Source organism: Bradyrhizobium sp. CCBAU 45394 (assembly GCF_028128655.1).
In the GTDB taxonomy this organism is placed as follows: domain Bacteria; phylum Pseudomonadota; class Alphaproteobacteria; order Rhizobiales; family Xanthobacteraceae; genus Bradyrhizobium; species Bradyrhizobium diazoefficiens.
In genome coordinates this window covers 62610-82461 of the sequence record NZ_LBIX01000159.1, presented here as the reverse complement: position 1 = coordinate 82461, position 19852 = coordinate 62610, and the positions used below count along the sequence as shown (strand labels likewise).

Here is a 19852-nt window from a genome sequence, read left to right as displayed (position 1 = left end):
GGCGCTTGTGCTCCATTCTTCCGGGGGCGTGGCCAGCTCTGCTCGCAATGCTCGCCGTTGTGCTGCTCGCGGGTTGCGCTATCTCGGATAGATCGGGTGTTTCACCGCAGCAGACGTCCATATCAGACCTCGCAGGCAGCAAAGAGATTGACCCTGCCGTGCGCCAGCGCATTTCGTACACCCTCAGCCGGGATCCTGATGAAGGGGCTCTGCGCGATACATTGAAGCAACAGCCGAACAACATCGATGCGGCGATTCCTCTTGCGCGAGCCCTGCTGGCACGCAACTGTCCGAATGATGCGCTAGAGTTGCTCGACGGCGTCTTATTGGCAGCCCCTGGCGACCTGCGCGCATTGAATGCCAAAGCAGTTGTTCTCGATCACGAGGGCCGACATCAGGAGGCCCAAGAACTATACCGCCAAGCTCTCGCAGCGGAACCCGCAAACCCGATGCTGCGCAACAATTTCAAACTGTCCCTCGCCCTTGAAGGCAAGAGGGAGGTCGACGACGCCGACCCAGCACCGCAGGCGGACGGCCGGCACGCATTGGCTCGTTCGAGATAGCGCAGCGAACAAGAGCGGATCGGAATGGCGAAGTCTTGAGGCCTAGCTGTCATCTTGCCGACAGCTAGGCTTACTATGAGCGCGGAATCTCAATCGGCGGCAGCCCCCGCGACCCTCATGTCGTCGATACAAATAGGAAGTGTCATGTTTCAGCGTACCAACAATTTATCCAATACCCAACGTGCTTCCGAGCCCGATGAAGTGAGAATGAGCGCGACCCGTACGCCTACGCGGATAGCCAAAGGTTCGCGGATATATTCTCTACCCTGAATTCGGCGCCATCGAGTTTCTCCTCTGATCCATCTTCGACGGCAGTCCCGCTATACGCGCTGGTTGACGAGCCACCGGTTGAGATCTCTAGATCTTCATTCGAGCACAAGCTGGCAGAGTTTTATGGAGGAGACATAGAGGATATTGCTGCTAATCCGCAGCGATACTCTAGCTGGGTGTCCCGAAAGGCTCAACGCACAGCGGACGTTGCGTTTCGCTTCGGCATGAAGTCAATTTCGGAGAAAGCGCGATATTTCAGCTATCAGCTTGGGAACAAGAGCGTCGGGCTCCTGAGAACGGAACCCGGAAGTCGCATGAGTGAGCTGTTCGAGGGCAACAATGATTGGCGCGAAAAATTTCCTGGGCGAGATGAAATCACCTCAACAATAGCTTTCCGGGTTACTCATCCGCTTGTCGATAACGCGGGCGATATCTTGCTTGAACATCAGCTCCGGATCGACGGCACGAACCGCTCGTTCTCTCCCACTCTTCCAATCCGGAAGCGAAAGCCCGCGCAGCAGCGTTGGGCTTTCTTGAGGTAAGTGACTCGATGATGGTGCTTGATCCCACCAAGCACAAGGACAAATGGAAGAACAAAGGACCACACTCCCGCCAGGCGCCGAGCAGCTAGACGCCGCCCCGAAGGCGCCCCCCCAATTAACTTTCTAGCAGCCCAGGCGCTTAGCAAGCGCCTCGCTCTTGCGCGCAGAGTGCGTCTAGCCACCCGCCTTAGCTCGCGGAGATATTCGCTCGTTGGGCAGTTACCATGTGGCCGCTCGAGACCGCCTCGATTTCCGCTTTCATCGAGCTCGCAATCTGACGCTACGTAAGATTCGGTCGCTTCATGTAAATTAGAAGCGGCAGCGACGGCGTCGATAGATAACCTATGGCAATGCAACGATCACCACAGGCAGGCAGTTGGTTCTTGGCGGCGCGCATTCCAGCTGTCCACAAACCTCACGTAGATCACCGGTACAAGTGATTACTACCCATTCTCGGGTCCGCATCGTCACACGACGTCACTCGCTTAATGTTGAAAACGTTCGTCGGTTGCAGAGCTCTCGCATCGAAGGTTCATTGCCCCTTCTTTCTGCCATGTTCACACCCAAAGCAGAGACGCGCCGATTGCGCACTTTGCGCGCGGCAACAGCGAGTGTCTCAGGAGATGTTTTCATGGTGAAACCAGTTGTAATTGTGGTAGGTGCGGACAAGGGAGGAGTCGGCAAGACGACCGTATCACGAACGCTACTGGACTACTTCAGCGTAAACAACGTGCAAACACGCGCATTCGACACGGAGTCGCCGCGGGGAACGCTGAAGCGATTTTATCCCGAGATCACCCAGATCGTCGACATGACGACGACGGCGGACCAGATGAAAATCTTCGATACCCTGAACTCAGGGCTGTCCGTCACTGTCATCGATGCTCGCGCAGGCTTACTGTCCTCTGCGTTGGCTTCCTTGCGCGACATCGGATTTCTGGACTCGGCACGGTCTGGCCAGATCACATTTGCCGTGTTCCATATCCTGGGATCATCCATCGCTTCGCTAGACGAGATCGCGGAAACCGCGACCTTCATGAGCGGCGCAAAGTACTACCTGGTCAAGAACTTCATCAACGACACTCAATTCTTCCAGTGGGATCAAGCGACCTATAATTCCTATTTTCACCGCATCAAACATGCGACTGAGTTGGTCATACCGAAGCTTAACGAGATGGCTTATGAGCAGGTGGAAGTCGCATCCGTCCCATTCATAGACTTCGTCGCAAACAAGGGGAGGAACGATGAGCCCGCGAACAACTCCTTCGTGCTGCGCGGCTATGTCCGGCACTGGCTGGCAAATGTCTGGAGCGAATTTGATCGCATCAACTTGACGGAATTGGCCGGCGCCAAGTCTGGCACCCGGGCCGGCGAGAAGTAGTCGCACATTCGGTGGGCTCAGATCGGGCCCACGTACGGAACGAAATTGATCTGCTGGCTATGTTAGCGACCCCCATCTACATCATCTGCTCTCCTAGCCCGCAGGTCGGTAAAACCCTCATCGCTCGGGCCATGAGCGAGTTCTTGCTACTGAAAAACGGCACAGCGCTGTCATTTGATGTCAACTTGAAAGAGCCGTCATTGCTCGACTACCTCCCCAACATCACGGAGACCGCGGATGTGATCGACACTTACGGCAAGATGCAGCTGATGGATCCTCTTATCATCCACGATCGGGTACCCAAGGTAATCGATCTCGGCTTTCACGCCTTCGACGAATTCTTCAAGATGTGCGAGGAGATCGGCTTCATGAAGGAGACGGCGCGCTGCTATGTCGTTCCTATCATCCTCTTCGTCGCGAGCGCTGACCGTATCTCCTTTCGCGGTTATGAAATGCTGCGGCGGCGAATTCCGCCGGCGTCGCTGGTCACCGTCCACAATGAATTCGTGCTACGCGGCGGATTACCTGAAGCGATGGATGGCGAGCGGGTGCTTCGGATTCCCGCACTTCCGCTGTTCCTCAAGAGATATATAGACCGGCTTAGCTTTTCCTTCACTGGATATCTGCGCAACGAGAAGGACTGGTCTACCGAGCTGCATCAATGGATCCGACGGAATTACAGCATGTTTCGCGATCTGGATTCGAGTATGATGCTGCGAGGGTCCTATCGATCGCGGGGGACGGATATCGATAGCCTACGTTTCACAAGAGCCACTTGAGATTTCGGTCTGCTCGCCATCTATTCGTCCGGCCTATGAATGTGTCGTTGACCAATGACTTCAATGGCCGCCGCGGGACGCGAACGCATGAATTGCGGTATACGAATCTTCGCTTTGATCGCGCATCTTTACCGTGATCGTCCGCACGGACCGCGCGACCGGCAGTTGACGGCAGCTCATTCGCCGAATGGCTTCATGCAGACACGCCCGTCCTCGAAAGGATCGATGACTGTCTTGACCTTGTGACCGGCTAAGCGGATCGTCGGGCCCTTCAGTCCGAGGGCGCTCATAGCTCAAGGCCGAGTTTCCCGAGCACCTGGTGCATGACCGCGCTTTTGATCTCGCGGGCGATCTCGTTGCGTATCTGGGCGCCGAGCACCCACTCGGCATCGGCATCGCCTGTCAGACCATGCTCGGCCAGTCGCCCGTCCAAGCGGGTTTGAAACTGTACGCCCATCGCGTCGACGAGCCGCTCCTGCATTTCAGCATTGTCTTCGGGTGCGATACCACGCTTTCCCATGGTTGCCAGCGCGCTGCCAAATAGTCCGGAAATTCCGCCGCTTCCTGGTTCCACACCGATGCGTCTGCCCTGGCCACATCGTCCTCGGTCACGTGAGAGACGTTCGTGACGCGCATGTCGGGAGCGATGTGCCGCAGCTATAGCGCGACGATCTGGGTGGGAAGACGTATTGCCTCACATATCGATGCTCCCGAGTGAGATCGGCTGCCTCATTTATTTTGCTCCCGGCTTGGGTTGAGGAGGAGGCCGGGTGCGGAGATGGCCGGGGTTTCGGAGCGCCCGGCCTCCTCCGCTGGCACCTGGCACAGCATTGGGGTGTTGTGACCTCATACCCCGGAAGCGTTTCCTCCGTAGGAACGAACAGTAACGCGTTCGCTTGCTCGTTGCGCCAAGATTTAAGTCGACGTTGAAGCGTTCGAAGAAGCTTGTTCGGATAGGCTCCAGGATATTCCACCTGCAACCGGGAGGGCAGTTCGCTGCCAGTCCGCCAGGGTTCGACTTCAAACCATTTTCGCAAATCTGGCGTTGCCCTGATGAGCGGGTCGGGACGGCGCCGGCCTCTCTTCGCTTTCACGATTGGCCGATCCGTCGGTCGCATAGCTCCGTCCTTCCAGGCGGTTCGTAGACTTGCCAGAAAGAGATCAATCGATTGCGATGCTGCAGCAGGACTGACGATTGGCTGGGTATCCGCAAGCGCCGCGAGGCGTTCCTGCGCGCCGCGGATATCGCGCAACAACGCGACCGGGTCGAGAGCGGCATAGATATGTTGGAGAGGGGTGCGAACCGCGTCGGGCGTTCGGGCATCGGCGGCTAAGCGCTGGTGTGGTCTTGCCGGCGCGCTGTATGTCTGGCGCACACGCGCCCCGTCGCGCTGCCTGGCTATCAATTTGAACGAGGGTTGGAAGAAGTTCACGAACAGCAGCGCCGATCGATAGAGTTCAGCCAGCAGCTTGGCCGCTTCCAGGTCCTCGAACCGACGATAGCCGACCATCCTGCGCACGACGGCGCCGTTTTTCTCGACGAACGCCTGGTATTCTTTCGATAGGGCCGGCATCGCGTGAAGACCGCGACCGAGATTTGGAAGCGGTTCTCGTCGAGACGTTCGATGTTGTAGGGGGGATAGGTCTCTTCGGCGGTCCGCCGGACCTCGTCGAGAACGTGAAAAAGGCGATCGAATCCAATTCGTCGACAAAGTCCAATCATACCTCATCTCCAAATTTTCCTTAGAGCAACATGGCTCCGCACACCGTCCGGCGCCAGAGACGGGTCGCGGGACCCATTAGGCATCCCGGTCGCTATAACGGCGACGCCAAAGAATTTGGAAGACCGAGAAAAGTTTCAAGGCCCGTACCTGAATTTTTGCGCGAGGAAACGCGATAGTTAATGTGATCCGGGCTACTCCCGGGCGCGACCCGAGGTGAGCCGCTGCCGCTGCTTTCACAAACCTCGTTCGACGCGCGAGCGTTTTTCCAGGGCTTCGACCTCGGCCCAGTTGGCCGCACCCCGTCCCGCGTGCTCGGCCTTGTCGAGCTGCCCGCGTCGTCGCCGTCGACTTGTCGCGCCGTCCGTGATCCCCTTGCGTGTGAGCTCTCCCGACAGGCGCTCGGTCTTCGGCGTCGCCGTTCCTTTCGAATTCGGCTTTAGCCCTTCCGGCCTCACGCTCGGTTTTTGGTCGCGCCCCGCTTTCACCGGCTTCACGGGAGGCCTTTGCCGTCGCGGCCCGTTCTCGCTTGCCCCGAGTCCGACGAGATCGGATGGCTCGCCGAAGCGGCCGCTCGATCTCGCCGGACGGGTGAGGCGCTTAAGATGATGTCGGATAGATTGTCAGCGGTGACAAAAAGGCCGCTTGACCTTCAGCGACCTCGCTCAGACATCGCGCGTAGGCGCCATCGCCGACTTTCAGGCAGACCAACCTCGATCGCCGGCGCCAAGTTCTTGTCCACGAGCTCTGGATCGAAACCAACATGGTTCCATTGCGCAGCGCGCCGATCCAAAATCGACTGAGCATGCGTATCAGAACTTCACGTTGAAGGTGGCATTCAGTCCGTTCTGAGTGATGCCTGAACCGAACTGGCCCTGGTAGGCGATGCCAAGGGTGCTGTTGTTTGAAATCCGGAAGTCCAAACCGGATTCGACGAGCGCCACGTCCTTGCCAATGGATACGCCCGAAGCTGCAAAAGCACTGGAACCAGCAGCAAAGCTGGCTGTCGAAAACGGAATGAGGTCACCAACGGCATGGCGCCAGCCAATATCGGCTCGCGCAGTCGTGGCTATCTGGCCAAGTTGAAAGCGGGTCGTCGCGTAGACGCCGAGCGTGGAGAGCGTCGTATCCATCGCATCAGCACGAACAGCGAGCGCCGCTCCGTTCAATCCCCTCTCGCTCAAGCCATCCGTCCCGACCCTAACATGGGCGAGATTGGCGTAGGGCTCTATCATGGAATAATTGCCGAGATGGACTTTGTAGCCAAGTTCTCCAAAGATCTGGAAAGTGCCTGCGTCGTAATCCGAGATCAAGTTGTCGTTAAATCCCGGGAACCGAACGTTGCGGCTCATCTCAAGATCGTGCCATGTGTAGGCAATGCCCGAGCGAAGGGCGACGGCTCCTTCCGGCACGGTCCACTCGGTGCCGGCATAGGTCCCGACCGTGTAGTTGTCACTGCGGCCTGACGAAGAAGCAGCGGCAACCTTGAAAGTGGACCGGCTATAGCCCGCAAGAACACCAAAGCGCCAGTCCTCAAATACCGGCGTGTCAATACCGGTCATAAAGCCGCTGATGGTGGATCTGGTGCTTGCGGCATTGCTGTCACCTGATTGGGCCGTCCATCCGCCAAAAGCAGAAGCCCAACCGGCATAACCCTGCAGGTCATAGTATGGCAGGTCAGAAGAAGTCGGGCCGACCGCACCAATGGCAGAGGCAGAATTGCCGCTTCGCCTCATCTGCCCAGGACCATACCCTATCACCGCCATCGACGATGATGGCGCCCCGCCAAACGCCTGTTCAAGACGGTTGTAGACTGCCGATCGCGCATAGAAGCTGTCGTTGACACGCCTGCCCTGCTCCGACGCATAGGCGGACGGCGAAAACTGACGCAGCGCAGATGTCACGGCCGTGCCGTCTGACGCGGAGAAGTCGAGTGCCGCGACGAGCGGGTGCAGCCCCAACGCAGCGTTGCCGGCGACTTGATCGAGCGCCGCGCCCACCTGGCGGCTGTTGGCATCGGCCCCATATCGCGAGTAAGCATCGGCGGGGCGGGAGAGCGTCAACGCATAGGTGTTGTCACCCTCGGCTGTAGCACTCGCCAGCAAGGTCGGCGATTGCAGCGATGTCGCCACGTTGGCGAACGAGCCGGTGACATTTGTTGCCTTCAGCCACTGATTGGAGGAGACGCTAAAGCCGCTGCCATACCAGCCGCGCTGCGGGGTGATCGTGAGCGTGCCGTCGAGCGCCGCATTGCCGTTCACCACGAGACGGCTGAACGTACCGGTATCATTTACCCCGACCCGCAAGCGACCGGTCGAGGTCTGCAGATAGTCGCCATTCACCGTTATGCTGTTGTCAAGACGACCGCTAAGCGGCGCGACAGCACCGCTATTGCTGAAGCGGCCGTCAGTACTGAGCAGATAACTGCCATTGCCGGACAAGGTTGCGCCTTGCGCGACAGTTGCGTCATACACTTCGTGATTACCGGTAAACAACGTGACGCCACCCGACAACCGCAACGACAGGTTGCCTCCAACTATGTTCCCTTCATAGCGGGTTGCAAAGCTTGCATCGGGCTGCTCCGTTGAGTGACCGTTCGCATCAGGCGTCATACCGAACGTCAATTTGGTCAGGCGCGGAGCACCGTTCGCGTCCAGCTCGGCGTAATCAGACAGGATGTCCCCTGACAGCATTGCGCCACGCATCACATTGATCTCGCCGACATAGCCATTGTTCGACATGTAAATCGCTGCATGACTGCCAGCCAGTCGCCCGGTCAGATCAAACGCGCTGACGAGCGGGCCGTCGATTTCGTTCAGCATCGGGACGGCCTTATTGTCAATCGTGCGAATATACGAGCCATGATATTCACGGTCATTGCCCATCGCATTGTTGCCAAAGTTGAAACTTGCTGCGATGCCATGCTCGCCGAGAGCCTGCACGTCCCCACGCTGAGTAAACGTGTGATCCTTGCCATAGGCGAACATGACGCCGCGCCCATAGGCGCCGTCGGCGTACACGCGCGTTCCAGCCGGGATTATGATCTGGTTGTTTCGCCGTCGACGCGGATGCCGGCGCCCCCTGCTCCTTGAGAAAGCAGGTCGGCACGCTGGACCACAGTATTGCCGCTGCCATAGACGTGCAGCCCAAGTCCGAGCGTAGCCGTATTGTACGTATTTGGCAGATAGGCGCTGCCGTCCGCATTACGAGCGAAGAAGGGATTGTCGTTTACCAGATTCTGACCATTGCCGTAGATGGAGTAACCGAAGTGATGGCGCCGATCGATGCTGTAGCCCATATCCTGAAACGCGGCGATCTCCGCCTCCATCAGGACGGTGTAGTTCCGGTATCTCTTGTGGCTCATCAGGCTGTTCTTAAGCTCGCTATGCGAGACGAAGGGCACATCCCGTCGACCATACTCGTCCATCACGCGCACCGGAATACCCGGCATGGCACCGGCCAGCACTTCACTCACATGCTTCCCGGCGAAATAGCCCCGATCGCGGCGCAGATCGAAAACGTCGTCAGCTGGCAGGTTGTTGCAGACGGAGCAATAGATCGTCTGTCCAGGCTTGGCTTGTTTGCCATTGTCGTCGCGCAAATGCTCCGTCCAGGCATTTATCTTTTCAGGGAAATACGTTGATATCGGCCCAGGGAAATACGGAGATGGTTCATAGGTGATAGTGCTGAGCATACCGTGGGCATGGCCGAGCTCATGGATCACTACGGGTGTAAGACCAATCTTTGGAGTCGTCGGCAATTGCGAAGGGATGTATGCTTCGGACGAAAACCCCATCTGGCCAATCTTAACCATGCCATGCGCGCCGTATTGCAGCTCGCCTGGATCCTGGCCCGTGAGTGCCGCCTGCACCTTGGTGCCGCCACCGGGGGACATACCACTATAGCCAGCTGCGTTTTCCTCGCTATCCCCCCCGAAGTTGACAATGGCCGGCGCATGACCCGGCTTAACCTTGATGATTTCCGCCCAATACCGAATCGCCGCCAGTGAATGATCTATTTCCGATTTCCGCAACTTCCGCGTTGAACCGTTGTCACCTTCCCAATAGGGGCCGTCGCCGGGACCGAATATCTGCGCTCGCATGAAGGCTACGCCGTTCGTGTGCGTGACATCGAAAGTTTCAACGGCCCTACTGGGCGAACCCAGCAACGCATTAACCGCAAGTACGATGGTCGTAACTATCTTCGTCTTCATACTACACATTCTATTCGAGGCATTGATTGTGCTTTTCCATCTAACTTCGAGCGCGGGTGCACGCAGATGCGCGAGCAAAGCGCGGCCGTCATCAGACATCGGCCGCGCGCAGTTCGCGTGCCATAGCCTGACGACAGCACTTCAATACGAAAGGAAGACTATTTCCCTGGGTCGGCCTTGATGAAACCAAGTCCACTCAAGGAGGTGTTTCGCCATTGCTGGTGTTCCTGGAGCTCAGACTCTGGCGCATCAGGCTTGCCATCGGCGACCCGCCGAGCCGCTGCTCGCCAGACCGAATATGACCGCCTGATGCCTGCGGCGCCGCGCCGATGTCGATCGATTTCATGGTGCCGTCAACAATGCGAACTCCTATTGTCTTTCGATCGCACAAAGATCCTGCATTCTGCAGCGGACGAATCCCGACAAGGCGGCGGCTGCGCGCAATGAACAAGCAGCAGAGCAAAAGCCGGGCCAAATCGCCTGATGCGTCGCCGTGCGCAACCAGCCGAACGCAGCAACACGCGCGGCGGCCCTTCGGTGTGAAGATCAGGCACTGCCTGTTCCGTGCCCGCCAGTGTTGTCGCAAACGCGCCATTGCACGGGAGCACAACGACGGACCCACCCGACAAATTGCAGCGCGTTCCTTTATTCATCTTTGCTGGCGATTGCCGCGATCAGTTCAAGGTTTGAATGAGGCTGCAGCAGACAGGCATTTTTATTGCACTCAACGCCCTGAGCTCGAGATGTGGAGCACCGGGGCGCGTGGCCGGCCACCTCAAACTAGACGACATGTAGAGAAAGTGGGATGCGTGCGCGACTTGGCTGCTCGAAATGTTCGGTCCAGCGATCGCGATCGAGACGGATCGAGGATGGCCAGGCAATTTACTCGGAAGAAGCTGGAGCCGGTCCTCGTTGCGGCAGACGAACGCTTGACCGGCCGCGCCGTGTTGGGCGCAACCATCGGCAATATTCTCGAATTCTACGACTTCGGGACCTATAGCTTTTTCGCGATCCAGATCGGTCAGGCGTTCTTCCCGGCGGGCGACCCGTTCTCCAGCCTTATGCTGTCACTCGCGACGTTTGGCGCGGGTTTTGTGACCAGGCCGATCGGGGCCATCGTGCTCGGCTCATACTCGGATCGGGTCGGCCGCCGGCCCGCGATGACCGCCAGCTTTGCAATGATGAGCGCCGCGATCCTTGTGTTGGCGATTACGCCCTCGTACGAGACAATAGGAGTTGCCGCTCCGTTGCTGGTCATTTTCGCACGTTTGGTGCAGGGCTTCGCGCTGGGCGGTGAGGTTGGCCCGACGACCGCCTATTTGATGGAAGCGGCCCCGCCTGAAAGGCGCGGTCTTGCTGTCTCGTTTCAGCCTGCCAGCCAACAGATCGCTGCAACTGCCGGAGCGTTGATTGGAGAAATACTCTCCCTCACCATGACAAGCGAGGCACTCAATGCGTACGGATGGCGGATCGCGCTCTTGCTCGGCGCCGCTACGCTGCCGTTCGGGCTTTGGCTGCGGAGCACCCTGCCCGAAACGTTGCACCGCCCCGAAGTCCCGGCTCCCGTTGTCCAGCCTGGAAGGAGACCGCCTGCCGCTCGCCGCATCATGAGCTTGGGATTCATCATCTTGGCGAGCTGCACGATTATCACCTACATCACGGGATATATGACCACCTATGCGCTGAACACCCTGCAGGTTTCTGCGCCACTCGCCTTTGCGACCACCCTCATCAGCAATACGGTAGGAATTGCTGCCGCACTGCTGGGCGGATGGCTCGCGGATCGGGCCGGACGCCGGCACATCATGATATGGCCGCAGATCACCGCGTTTCTGATGACCTATCCAGTTTTCTTGTGGATCGCAGAGACCCGCAGTGCCCTTGCACTTCTCGGAGGCCTCGGCGCGCTCACCCTCATCGGAACGATTCCCTATAGCGCCTTCTATGTGAGTATGGCCGAGGGGTTGCCCAAGAACATTCGCGGTGGCGCGTTCGCGACGATTTACGCTTTTGCGATAGCGATCTTTGGAGGCACCGCTCAACCAGTCGTCGCCTGGCTGACCCAAGTTACCGGGAACGCGCTAGCGCCCGCCTGGTACATGCTCGTCGCTAGCGCGGCCGGGCTCTGTGCCATGCTTATGATGCCCGAGACCGCACTGCTCAAAATTCAGAGCGCTGTGAATAAGCAAAGCCCGCCATAGGGCTGGACAATGTGATCACGGGTCCCCTTCCGGCGGATATCGTGCGCCGCCTCACGCGGTGCGGCAAGAATGTAGGTCGCCGCCTTTGATGCAAATCGGTCACGCGGCCGTCGAGAGCACCGACAGCATGGATGGCTCCGAGAGCGCCCAAGTAGCGCAGGCGTGCGGTGCTCGAAGGTCTTGCTAACCTTGGGTACGAGATCTCCAAGGGAATAGCGACTCCTGGGTCCAGAACGGCCACATCATCCTGCGTAACGCGGCCAATCCTGGCTATGGAGTAGAGCTCCTGGGTGGATCGAGATCGACTCTCCTCAGGTTGGAGCTGTGGGCATCGGCAGCTCGGCCGAAGTTCGCGATGAGAACCGTGACCGCGACATGGATGCGATCTGGTGCGGCGAGTTCGATGGAGGGCATTTGTCGCTAAAGCCGGCGGGAACGTTGCTATGGATTTTGCAAGGCCGGCCGGCGAATTCCCTCTGAAGATCGTCTTTGATCTGGGTGTAAGCCACGAAGCGGCGGATGCCGAAAGGTCATATCGAGCACGACTAGTCAACCGCCACAATTAAGTATTTTCAAGAAACCCAGCCACCAGCCTAAAGAGAAAAGTAATCTCGTAGATGCTGGCGATGATCACACTGCCCAAAGTATCTCTTTTGCGCGGTCGAGAGCTTCTGTGGCGGCTCCTTAATAGCCGCCCCTGGTAAAGGTGGCTCTTCTATTCGCCGCATACAAATTCAGGATTTGGTCTATCAATCTGAACGATGGCTTCGATGACGTTCTGTCGACACCTGATTGAAGCGAGTTGGACGAAGCGTCTGATCGATCGGAGCGGCGCTAGGATTTCATCTGCACTCGTTGAGAAATTATAAATGCTTGTGCGAACGCCAGCTTGCTTGTGATCAGTTCGTCGTCGGCGTTACTTCATCATCGCTTCAATTTCTGCACGAAAAGCTTGGCGCGAGGCGTCTCGTGAATAGAACATGTGGCCGCCCGGAAAGACGACAAGTTTGACGCGCGGTTTAGAGGCAAATGGCGGCAATTGATCGAGCACGATCTGTGATCCGAAATACGGCGTGACGAGGTCAAAAAAGCCGTGCGCGACTAGCAATTTCATCTTCCGGTCCGTTGCCAGGATCTGGCGCAACTCCGAAAGTGACTCCGGCGGGCTGGGTCCGAAGTTCCAAGCCTGACCGACCGTGCCGTTGACCAGCTCATAGGAGCCGTCCGGCCGCCAGTTAAGCTTACGCGTAATGAGATCGACGGTGGCGCTGGTCAAAGGCGCCAACAGCGTATCGCTCGAGGGATCGCCGGAAAGGTGGAAATCGGACTCTGGATATGGATCAAGGCCACGCACCGAGGCGTCATAATTGCCGACTAACTTGCCGTTCTTACGGTCGAACTCACGGCGGAACTCGGCGAGTTTGAAGCGGCCCGCAAGCCTACGACTGACCGCTTGGTCGATGCCGGTCAGCGCTGCGGCCTTGTCGGCCAGACGTGTGGTCGCTTCCTTGTCCGCCTGGCCTTTAAGGAGATCGACCAGAAACTCGCCGCGTGCATAAGCTTCCACGTCGGCGAGATCGGCTCGGTTTACCGGACCTGCGGCTTCACGCAGGGTCGCGACATAGCTTGGCAGCCTTGCGACGTATTGCAGCAGGCTCGCGCGGGCAAACTGGCTGTAGTCGAACAGTGGCGAGACCATGATCAGGCCGTTGATGCCTATGCCCTGCCGCATCTGCAACTGGTGGACAACCTTTGGCCCGCGAATGCCGCCATAGCTTTCACCCGCGATGTACTTCGGCGACAATAGCCGGTCATGCTTTTCGAGCCAGCGGCGGACCACCAGCGCTAGCGCGTTGACGTCGCCCTCAACGGAATAGAGCAGCTTGCGCGCATCCTCGCCGGTCCCCACGAACCGGCTATAGCCGGTGCCTACGGGGTCGAGAAACACCAGATCGGTGAAATCCAGCCAAGTTTCCGCGTTTGGCCTCACCGCCGGAAGCGTTGATGGCGTGACCTCGTCAGCATTGATCGGCAGCCGCCAGGGTCCAGCATTGCCGAGCTGCAACCAGGCCGATGATGAGCCCGGTCCACCGTTGAAGAAGAATGTTACCGGCCGCGTGCCGCGATCGGTGCCGTCAAGCTGATAGGAGGTATAGACGATGTCGGCCTGCGGCTCGCCCTTGCCGTCGAACAGGCGGATAGAGCCGGCGGTCGCGACGAAAGAAAGCGTCCGCCCAGGGAGCTCAAGCGTGTGCTTGGTGCTAGAGTCCGGCGGCAAGCGATGCTGCTCGGCTGCCGGCGGCATACTCGACGGTTGGCCGGCGCCACCCTTCTGGCCGACCGGCGTCGTGACCTGGGCGGGCGGCGGCGCATCTGCGGCCCGCGCGCTCCCCATTACCCCGCAGGCAAACAGGATCAGCGCAAGAGAGGTGCGGCACGGCGCGGCCAACTGCATCGAGTTTCTCCTGTCCCGGCGCGCGCTTTGATGCGCGAGGCGTGTCTGTCAAAAGGGCTCCAATCACTAGCTCATGCCGGGGAACAACAAACCTACTGGATTCAGTAGTAGTCACTGTCGCCGGGTGCCCTATCACTCACGGCGTTAAACCCGCCAGTCCAAGCCGTCAGCTTCAGGAAATGCTGCCTACGGAGGGCGCAATATTATCGAGGGCCGCTTTTGCCGGCTCAAGGATTTCCATCGCGTTGCAACTCGCTACGACAAATTTGCGTGAAACTTCTTGGCAGCCGTGTACCTCGCCGCCATTGTCACTTAGTGGATCAATTGAGTCTGAACCTAGTTAGTTCGGCTTTGCCAAGAACGAGTTGATCGCGTCAGCACCTTGTTGGCACATCGACGAATGACCTACCCCGTCCAAATTAGCGGCGTTGCGCTGGCACCCTCGGCACAACGGCGCGCGAACGTCTCCCCGCCGCAGTAATCGTCCTGTAGCGATCAGCGCTAGGCCAGGTTTGGCGGCTGCCGTGGCAAATCGGTCCCGAGATCGCGCATGAGCGGTTGCGCGGCCGATCTGTACCGCGCTAGGATTGCCCTGCCCATGTCTGCATTCGCAGCAGCCGCGATCTTCCATGCGATCGCCGCGGTCATGCCCAAACTCTCGTACCACCAGGCGCCTCAGTCGGTGTATTTACCGTGTGGGCAACCGTTTGCTCGCCGACCTGGGGCGTCTGCCAAGCCAGCGCCAGGTCGTGCCAGACGTAATCGGGGTCGAACGCGCCCAAAATATCGATCCTCCAGGATCGTGTTAGAACTGGAAAATCCATTGCAACGCGGATGACATCTCCCCCCAGTCATGCTCCACGAGATCAATCGGTTGCGCGACCTTCCCGAGTTCGCCCACACGCCAATTGAGGTAAGCATCAACCGAACAATCGAAGCTGGGTGGGGAAGCTGCCCCAAATCCGCGTGGAGAGAAACGAACAATATTTCGGTCGCTTTGCGGGACGAGATCGTCCCAGACCGCCTCGGTTTTAGGATTTCGTGAACGAGAACGATGGGCGTAGCCCCACGCTCTTCCGGTGCGGATGCTTTCCTCGAAACTCGGCAGAAATCCAAATTGAAACTCAACCACCGCGTTTTGCTGGAACACCGAATGGTCCACGTTGCGCAGTTGCTTGTCGCGCGTAACCACCACTATTGAGAATTCAACGATGTCGCTGGCGCGATCGATTTCGCTTCGCGCCCTCGTGAGGCTGGTTTGAAAGAACATAAGACCTTCCGGGCTTTCACCGCAGCGCTCTGTGCGGCCATCAGTGCTGCCGGTCATCGCCTCTGGCTGGATATGAACCGTCTATTCCGTTCGAGTATTTGCTTGCGCGCGCGGGCTATTCACCCAGCGCTTTCGCTGGACGGCTAAAACCGCGATTGTCAGCCATATTCTGCTGCCTGCATCATTCCATCATCCAGGCCGGCTCGCGACTTCAACTGGTCAGTGTACTTGACAATGGCTGGCCCGGCGCCCGGTGCCGACGATGGAAATGGCTTTCCTGGCCATCGCCCGCAAGCGAGAAAACTGGCAATCAGCAGGCCGTCCGCCTCTATCTCCATTTGCGATGCGCCGTCAAAGCCTGCCAAGCGGGCTTTTATCTTTCACGCATCAGCAAGCCGACAACCTGTCGCAGCGTCAGATTCAAGCTATTAAATCGGTCCTCTGAACCCGACTGTGCACAGCGGATGTCGATAGCAAGGATCGTCTGCGGAATGCTCATTTGGCTGGACACTGCGTCAAGCCGACATTTTGTCTCGGATAACCAAGATCCCACCAGCGTGCGTTTCTTTGATTGGGTCGCGTGTGCCGGGGATCGCAGTCAGGCTGGCTCGCCTTCCTCAAACGTCGTCCCCTTGGCTTTTCCATGTTGCTGATGAGGTCCACCTCGCCCATAAATCATTTATCGGGTAAGCGATTGCGAATGCCCGGTAGCAGCGCGGGACTGACCACCATCACAGAGGAGACGATCGCAATGAAGCCGCCATCGCTTTACACCGCTTCGGCCGCTAGAGGTCGACATCGCTATGTTCCGAGTCGCGAGCTGCTGGCCTAAGTCAGGTCGCGCCTAGCGCCTGAACAGGCAGCAAAGCCGTCAAACGCTTGCATATTCCGCTGCCATCGAGCATGGGGACATGCGTTGTGCGTTACCAGCTCCTGCTTGAGCCGTCTGCGTGTCGGACATGGATTTAACTGCTCTCCGGTTTTCCTTTGTGTTCGCGCACCAATCAATCCTGTGGAGCGCAGGAATTATGCAAGGCACACGATCGCGGCGCCGTGAAAACGCGAGGATCTGCCGCGATTTCTCGTCACACGCGCGGTGTAGGGTGATATTGATTGATAAGAGTTGCATACATCGAACTGCTCGCCGCCTCCGCAGAAGAACGGGCGGGAGGTCGCAAGTCCTCGGATCAACTATTGGGCAGGAATGCGGAGCCAAGGAATGGCCGCTCGATGACGATCGCCATGCTTGATACTCCAGGGACGAAGTGAACTACACTGTGATGACTTCAATTGATGATACATTAAGTGAGATCAGATGGCTGCGGAACGAAATCTGGCGCTGCCGTCGATTACTTAAAACGGGCTTGCCTGGCGCGGAGCGCAAGGCCGTTGAGAAGCGTCTGCTTGAACAGCTTTCTGCCTCTGAACGGCTTTTGTCGACGGCGTTTCCTTTGACCTTGAGCTCTAAAGTGTATTCGGCCAAGAGCACCACGATCGGGCGAAGCGACTCCCCTGAGGCGCCCATCGAGAACGCCGCAATGGCATCAAGCGGCTCCTTCGGGAAGTCGATCGGCGGCTAACAAAAGAGGTTTCCTAGCTCAATCTGTATCTTGAGCCCGGCAGTCGAGACCAAGCTAATCCCAAGCTGAGAACACTGAGGAAGACCGTGATGGAACAAACCTCCAACGCTAACATTCCGGCAATCTTTTGCCAGTCATAGCCGATTTAACCACCTGCCCAAAAATACTTGCTCGCCGACCACAACGCCATAGATTGGAGGGCGGTACGGATTCCTGCAGATGCCCGGCCATAACCACCACAGTTGAGGGCGCATTACGACCTTGTAACACGCGTGGGCGCACTATCGATCGCTGATCGAGGCCAATCGATTCACAGAGCTAAGTCCCCCAGATGCGGCTCGGCAGGCTGATGCCTCCAGCCCGATCGACTTTCGGCCACCAAGCTGGCCAAAATCCGGCGCCCGTCGGTCTGACCACCTCACTGTCGCTCGATTTCTGCAACTGCCGCTCGCACGCCTCACTCTCGATGAAGGACGACCGGAAGCCTGTTGAGTCGTCGTCTCGGTCCGCCGTTTCGCTTCGCCGCGGTTGGCATCATGCGGCGGCATTCGCCGCGCAAGTTTCTGAAATTGTCCCTAAGACAAAATATGGCCACGTCCATATCGCTACGGCTTGTAAAGCGGTCACAGAAGCGGATCACGTCTGGTCTGCACGACATCAAGACTTCCTCGGCCGGTCGATCTCGCGCGCGGGCGTGTCGTGTGCACCACGTCGCTGCGATCGCAATCGCAGCGAGAGCGGCTGCACAGCGATACGCATTGCAAGTCCAGCCCCTTCGTCGGTCTTGATTCATCAAACCTCTCTTAAGCCGCATATCCTTCACTATTGTTCTTTGCCCCGCGAGCGTGATCTGTTTACCGGATTGGGCCGCCTCAGCAGCCACTGTCTCGCTGTTGCGACGCCAAGATTACGGCCCCACTATCATCGTCCCGCCACGCGCAACACGTTGATTGCGAAGACCGAGATACAACAGACATCGGCCCTTTAGCGCTTGTGTGGCGATGCTGACTCCCAAAATCGCGTTCTGCTCCGCAATGCCTACAACCTGACGTTACGGTCGATTCAAGCACTTTGAGCGTCCGGTAAGTCATGAATACGCTTCTAAGATGAGCATACCCACATAGGAAGCAGTAGGACGAACTCCCACAACTGCACGCCTGAGCGGCTGCCCCCGGGTACGAACGTCCCCGACGTTGGTCGATGACGCTTAGCCTAGTGTTGGGGTTGAAGGCGCAAAGGGCACGCATTGATAAGATCAGCGACAGAGTCAAAGAGTTTTCGGTACGATGGGTTTCCGAGAAGCACAAAGGTTGGACCGACAGGCCAGGACACCGCGACTGGATGGCGATTGTCGCAACTGTCACCTTACAGTCGATTCCACAGCTTCAAGCCGCCTGCTGCTATTCACGGTGGGCAATTGCTTGAAACCCGCTCGGCGGCTTCGACCTTGAACCCGCTGGCACGCCGCTTGCTGCTAACATCGACAGCGCGTCGGCCCGGATGCAGCCTAGCCGGAACCCGGAGACATCATTCGTCGATGACTGCCGCAGGTCTTTCTGCGGACGCACGCGGCGGGCGCGCTACATTCGCGATTCAATGATCTAAGACAAAAGCGAGACTTCACATGAGGACATCAACGGGACGCGGGCTTTCCATGGCCGGCACGTTAAGTGTTTTGGCCGCAACCATTTCAATTTCGCCAGCAGCAGGCGCCAACGAGGATTTGATGAGCGCCGCCAAGCGGATTTTCAAGCCGATTCCCTCAGTCGTTCCAGTGGTGAAGGACAATCCTATTACCCATGAAAAGGTCACACTTGGCAAATCCTTGTTTTTCGATCCAAGGCTATCGGCGAGCGAGGTTATTAGCTGCAACACGTGTCATAACCTTGGGACGGGCGGGGTAGATGCCGGCCCGACGTCGATTGGTCATCGCTGGCAGCTGGGTTCGCGTCGTGCGCCAACGGTCTATAACGCGGTCTTCAACGTAGCGCAGTTCTGGGATGGACGCGCGGCTGATCTCAAGGCGCAGGCCGCAGGCCCTGTCCAGGCCAGCGTCGAAATGAATGCGACGCCCGATCACGTGCTCAGCACATTGAATTCAATGACCGATTATGTCGTTATGTTCAGTAAGGCCTTTCCCAATGATGCCGCGCCCGTTACGTTTGAAAATTTCACCAAGGCCATCGAGGCTTTCGAAGCGACATTGATTACTCCCGCCGCCCCCTTCGATCAGTACCTCGAGGGCGATGGACATGCTCTCAGTGATCAGCAGAAAGCCGGGCTAAAGCTATTCATCGAAAAGGGATGCTCCTCTTGCCACAACGGAATCAATGTCGGTGGACAGGATTACTTCCCGTTCGGCGTCGTTGAAAGGCCAGCCGAAAGCCTGCTTCCGAGGGAGGACAAGGGTCGTTTTGCCGTCACCAAGAATCTCGGCGATGAGTATGTTTTCCGCTCGGCGCCATTGCGCAACGTCGCATTACGCCCCCCTTACTTCCATTCTGGTCAGGTTTGGAGTCTTAAGCAAGCGGTTGGCATGATGAGTGAGGTTCAGCTTGGCGCAAAGCTCAGCGATGAAGAAATTGACAAAATTGTCGCCTTTCTGAATTCGCTCACCGGGCAGATGCCAAAGATCGATTACCCGATACTGCCCACGCGCACCACTGCAACCCCAAAGCCCTCCTTAGACAAATAGACCTTCACGATAGCGACACGCCACGTTGTGATTAGCGAGAAAGATTGCGCTTCGCAACGAAATCAGGCGATGCCGCGGTCCATGCTGGAGCATCGGATGGCATGGACTTGTGCATCATTGACGAGTTTCACGGCCGCATATTCGCCAAAGCACAATCTCCAAGGCGAGAGGCGATGGTATCA

14 protein-coding genes and 3 pseudogenes are annotated in these 19852 nt (G+C 57.9%); 9 read left to right on the top strand and 8 right to left on the bottom strand.

Translation table 11 applies throughout. The annotated features are described in order from the left end of the window. Positions 1 to 47 precede the first annotated feature (47 nt). From WN73_RS18970 to WN73_RS18955, 4 genes are all read left to right on the top strand, one after another. Positions 48 to 563: a tetratricopeptide repeat protein gene (locus WN73_RS18970; RefSeq protein WP_245570261.1), complete on the top strand. Its 516-nt coding sequence runs from the start codon at positions 48 to 50 to the stop codon at positions 561 to 563. 584 nt (positions 564 to 1147) lie between these two features. Next, positions 1148 to 1375, top strand: a complete 228-nt coding sequence (locus tag WN73_RS18965; protein ID WP_246740486.1) for a hypothetical protein — start codon at positions 1148 to 1150, stop codon at positions 1373 to 1375. 631 nt (positions 1376 to 2006) lie between these two features. Then, positions 2007 to 2756, top strand: a complete 750-nt coding sequence (locus WN73_RS18960; protein ID WP_097669301.1) for a hypothetical protein — start codon at positions 2007 to 2009, stop codon at positions 2754 to 2756. Positions 2757 to 2815: 59 nt separating this feature from the next. Further along, the gene (locus tag WN73_RS18955; protein ID WP_097669264.1) at positions 2816 to 3535 is read left to right on the top strand and encodes a hypothetical protein; all 720 of its coding nucleotides are present in this window, start codon (positions 2816 to 2818) and stop codon (positions 3533 to 3535) included. A 286-nt stretch (positions 3536 to 3821) separates the two neighbouring features. Here WN73_RS18955 and WN73_RS18950 read toward each other — a convergent pair. From WN73_RS18950 to WN73_RS18925, 6 genes and pseudogenes are all read right to left on the bottom strand, one after another. Further along, a pseudogene (locus WN73_RS18950) lies at positions 3822 to 4192 on the bottom strand (NEL-type E3 ubiquitin ligase domain-containing protein); the annotation flags it as partial. Between the two features lie 173 nt (positions 4193 to 4365). Continuing rightward, positions 4366 to 5120, bottom strand: a pseudogene (locus WN73_RS18945) (ISNCY family transposase); the annotation flags it as partial. A gap of 372 nt (positions 5121 to 5492) precedes the next feature. Further along, complete coding sequence (locus WN73_RS18940) at positions 5493 to 5753, bottom strand: hypothetical protein (protein WP_143279334.1); 261 nt, start codon at positions 5751 to 5753, stop codon at positions 5493 to 5495. A gap of 315 nt (positions 5754 to 6068) precedes the next feature. Then, the gene (locus WN73_RS18935; RefSeq protein WP_271554260.1) at positions 6069 to 8276 is read right to left on the bottom strand and encodes an autotransporter family protein; all 2208 of its coding nucleotides are present in this window, start codon (positions 8274 to 8276) and stop codon (positions 6069 to 6071) included. Between the two features lie 17 nt (positions 8277 to 8293). Then, a complete protein-coding gene (locus WN73_RS18930; RefSeq protein ID WP_271554258.1) occupies positions 8294 to 9469 on the bottom strand; it encodes a hypothetical protein in 1176 nt (391 codons plus the stop codon). 196 nt (positions 9470 to 9665) lie between these two features. After that, positions 9666 to 9815 carry a hypothetical protein gene (locus tag WN73_RS18925; RefSeq protein ID WP_179880006.1) on the bottom strand — a complete coding sequence of 50 codons (150 nt, stop codon included), beginning with the start codon at positions 9813 to 9815 and terminating at the stop codon, positions 9666 to 9668. 523 nt (positions 9816 to 10338) lie between these two features. Here WN73_RS18925 and WN73_RS18920 point away from each other — a divergent pair. Next, a complete protein-coding gene (locus tag WN73_RS18920; protein WP_097669265.1) occupies positions 10339 to 11670 on the top strand; it encodes an MFS transporter in 1332 nt (443 codons plus the stop codon). 916 nt (positions 11671 to 12586) lie between these two features. Here the strand turns inward: WN73_RS18920 and WN73_RS18915 are convergent. Continuing rightward, entirely contained in the window at positions 12587 to 14125 is a 1539-nt protein-coding gene (locus WN73_RS18915; protein ID WP_179880007.1) for a S10 family peptidase, read from the bottom strand. Positions 14126 to 14312: 187 nt separating this feature from the next. Between WN73_RS18915 and WN73_RS18910 the strand changes: the two are divergent. Beyond that, positions 14313 to 14399, top strand: a pseudogene (locus tag WN73_RS18910) (IS5/IS1182 family transposase); the annotation flags it as partial. Between the two features lie 531 nt (positions 14400 to 14930). On the opposite strand, the gene WN73_RS18905 reads toward WN73_RS18910, so the two are convergent. Then, on the bottom strand, positions 14931 to 15452 hold the full coding sequence (locus WN73_RS18905) for a hypothetical protein (RefSeq protein ID WP_271554255.1): 522 nt from the start codon (positions 15450 to 15452) through the stop codon (positions 14931 to 14933). A gap of 205 nt (positions 15453 to 15657) precedes the next feature. On the opposite strand from WN73_RS18905, the gene WN73_RS18900 reads away from it, so the two are divergent. From WN73_RS18900 to WN73_RS18890, 3 genes are all read left to right on the top strand, one after another. Further along, complete coding sequence (locus WN73_RS18900) at positions 15658 to 15840, top strand: hypothetical protein (protein WP_271554253.1); 183 nt, start codon at positions 15658 to 15660, stop codon at positions 15838 to 15840. An 820-nt stretch (positions 15841 to 16660) separates the two neighbouring features. Next, on the top strand, positions 16661 to 16975 hold the full coding sequence (locus WN73_RS18895) for a hypothetical protein (RefSeq protein WP_245570166.1): 315 nt from the start codon (positions 16661 to 16663) through the stop codon (positions 16973 to 16975). A gap of 1624 nt (positions 16976 to 18599) precedes the next feature. Then, positions 18600 to 19670: a cytochrome-c peroxidase gene (locus WN73_RS18890; RefSeq protein WP_271554251.1), complete on the top strand. Its 1071-nt coding sequence runs from the start codon at positions 18600 to 18602 to the stop codon at positions 19668 to 19670. Positions 19671 to 19852 lie beyond the last annotated feature (182 nt).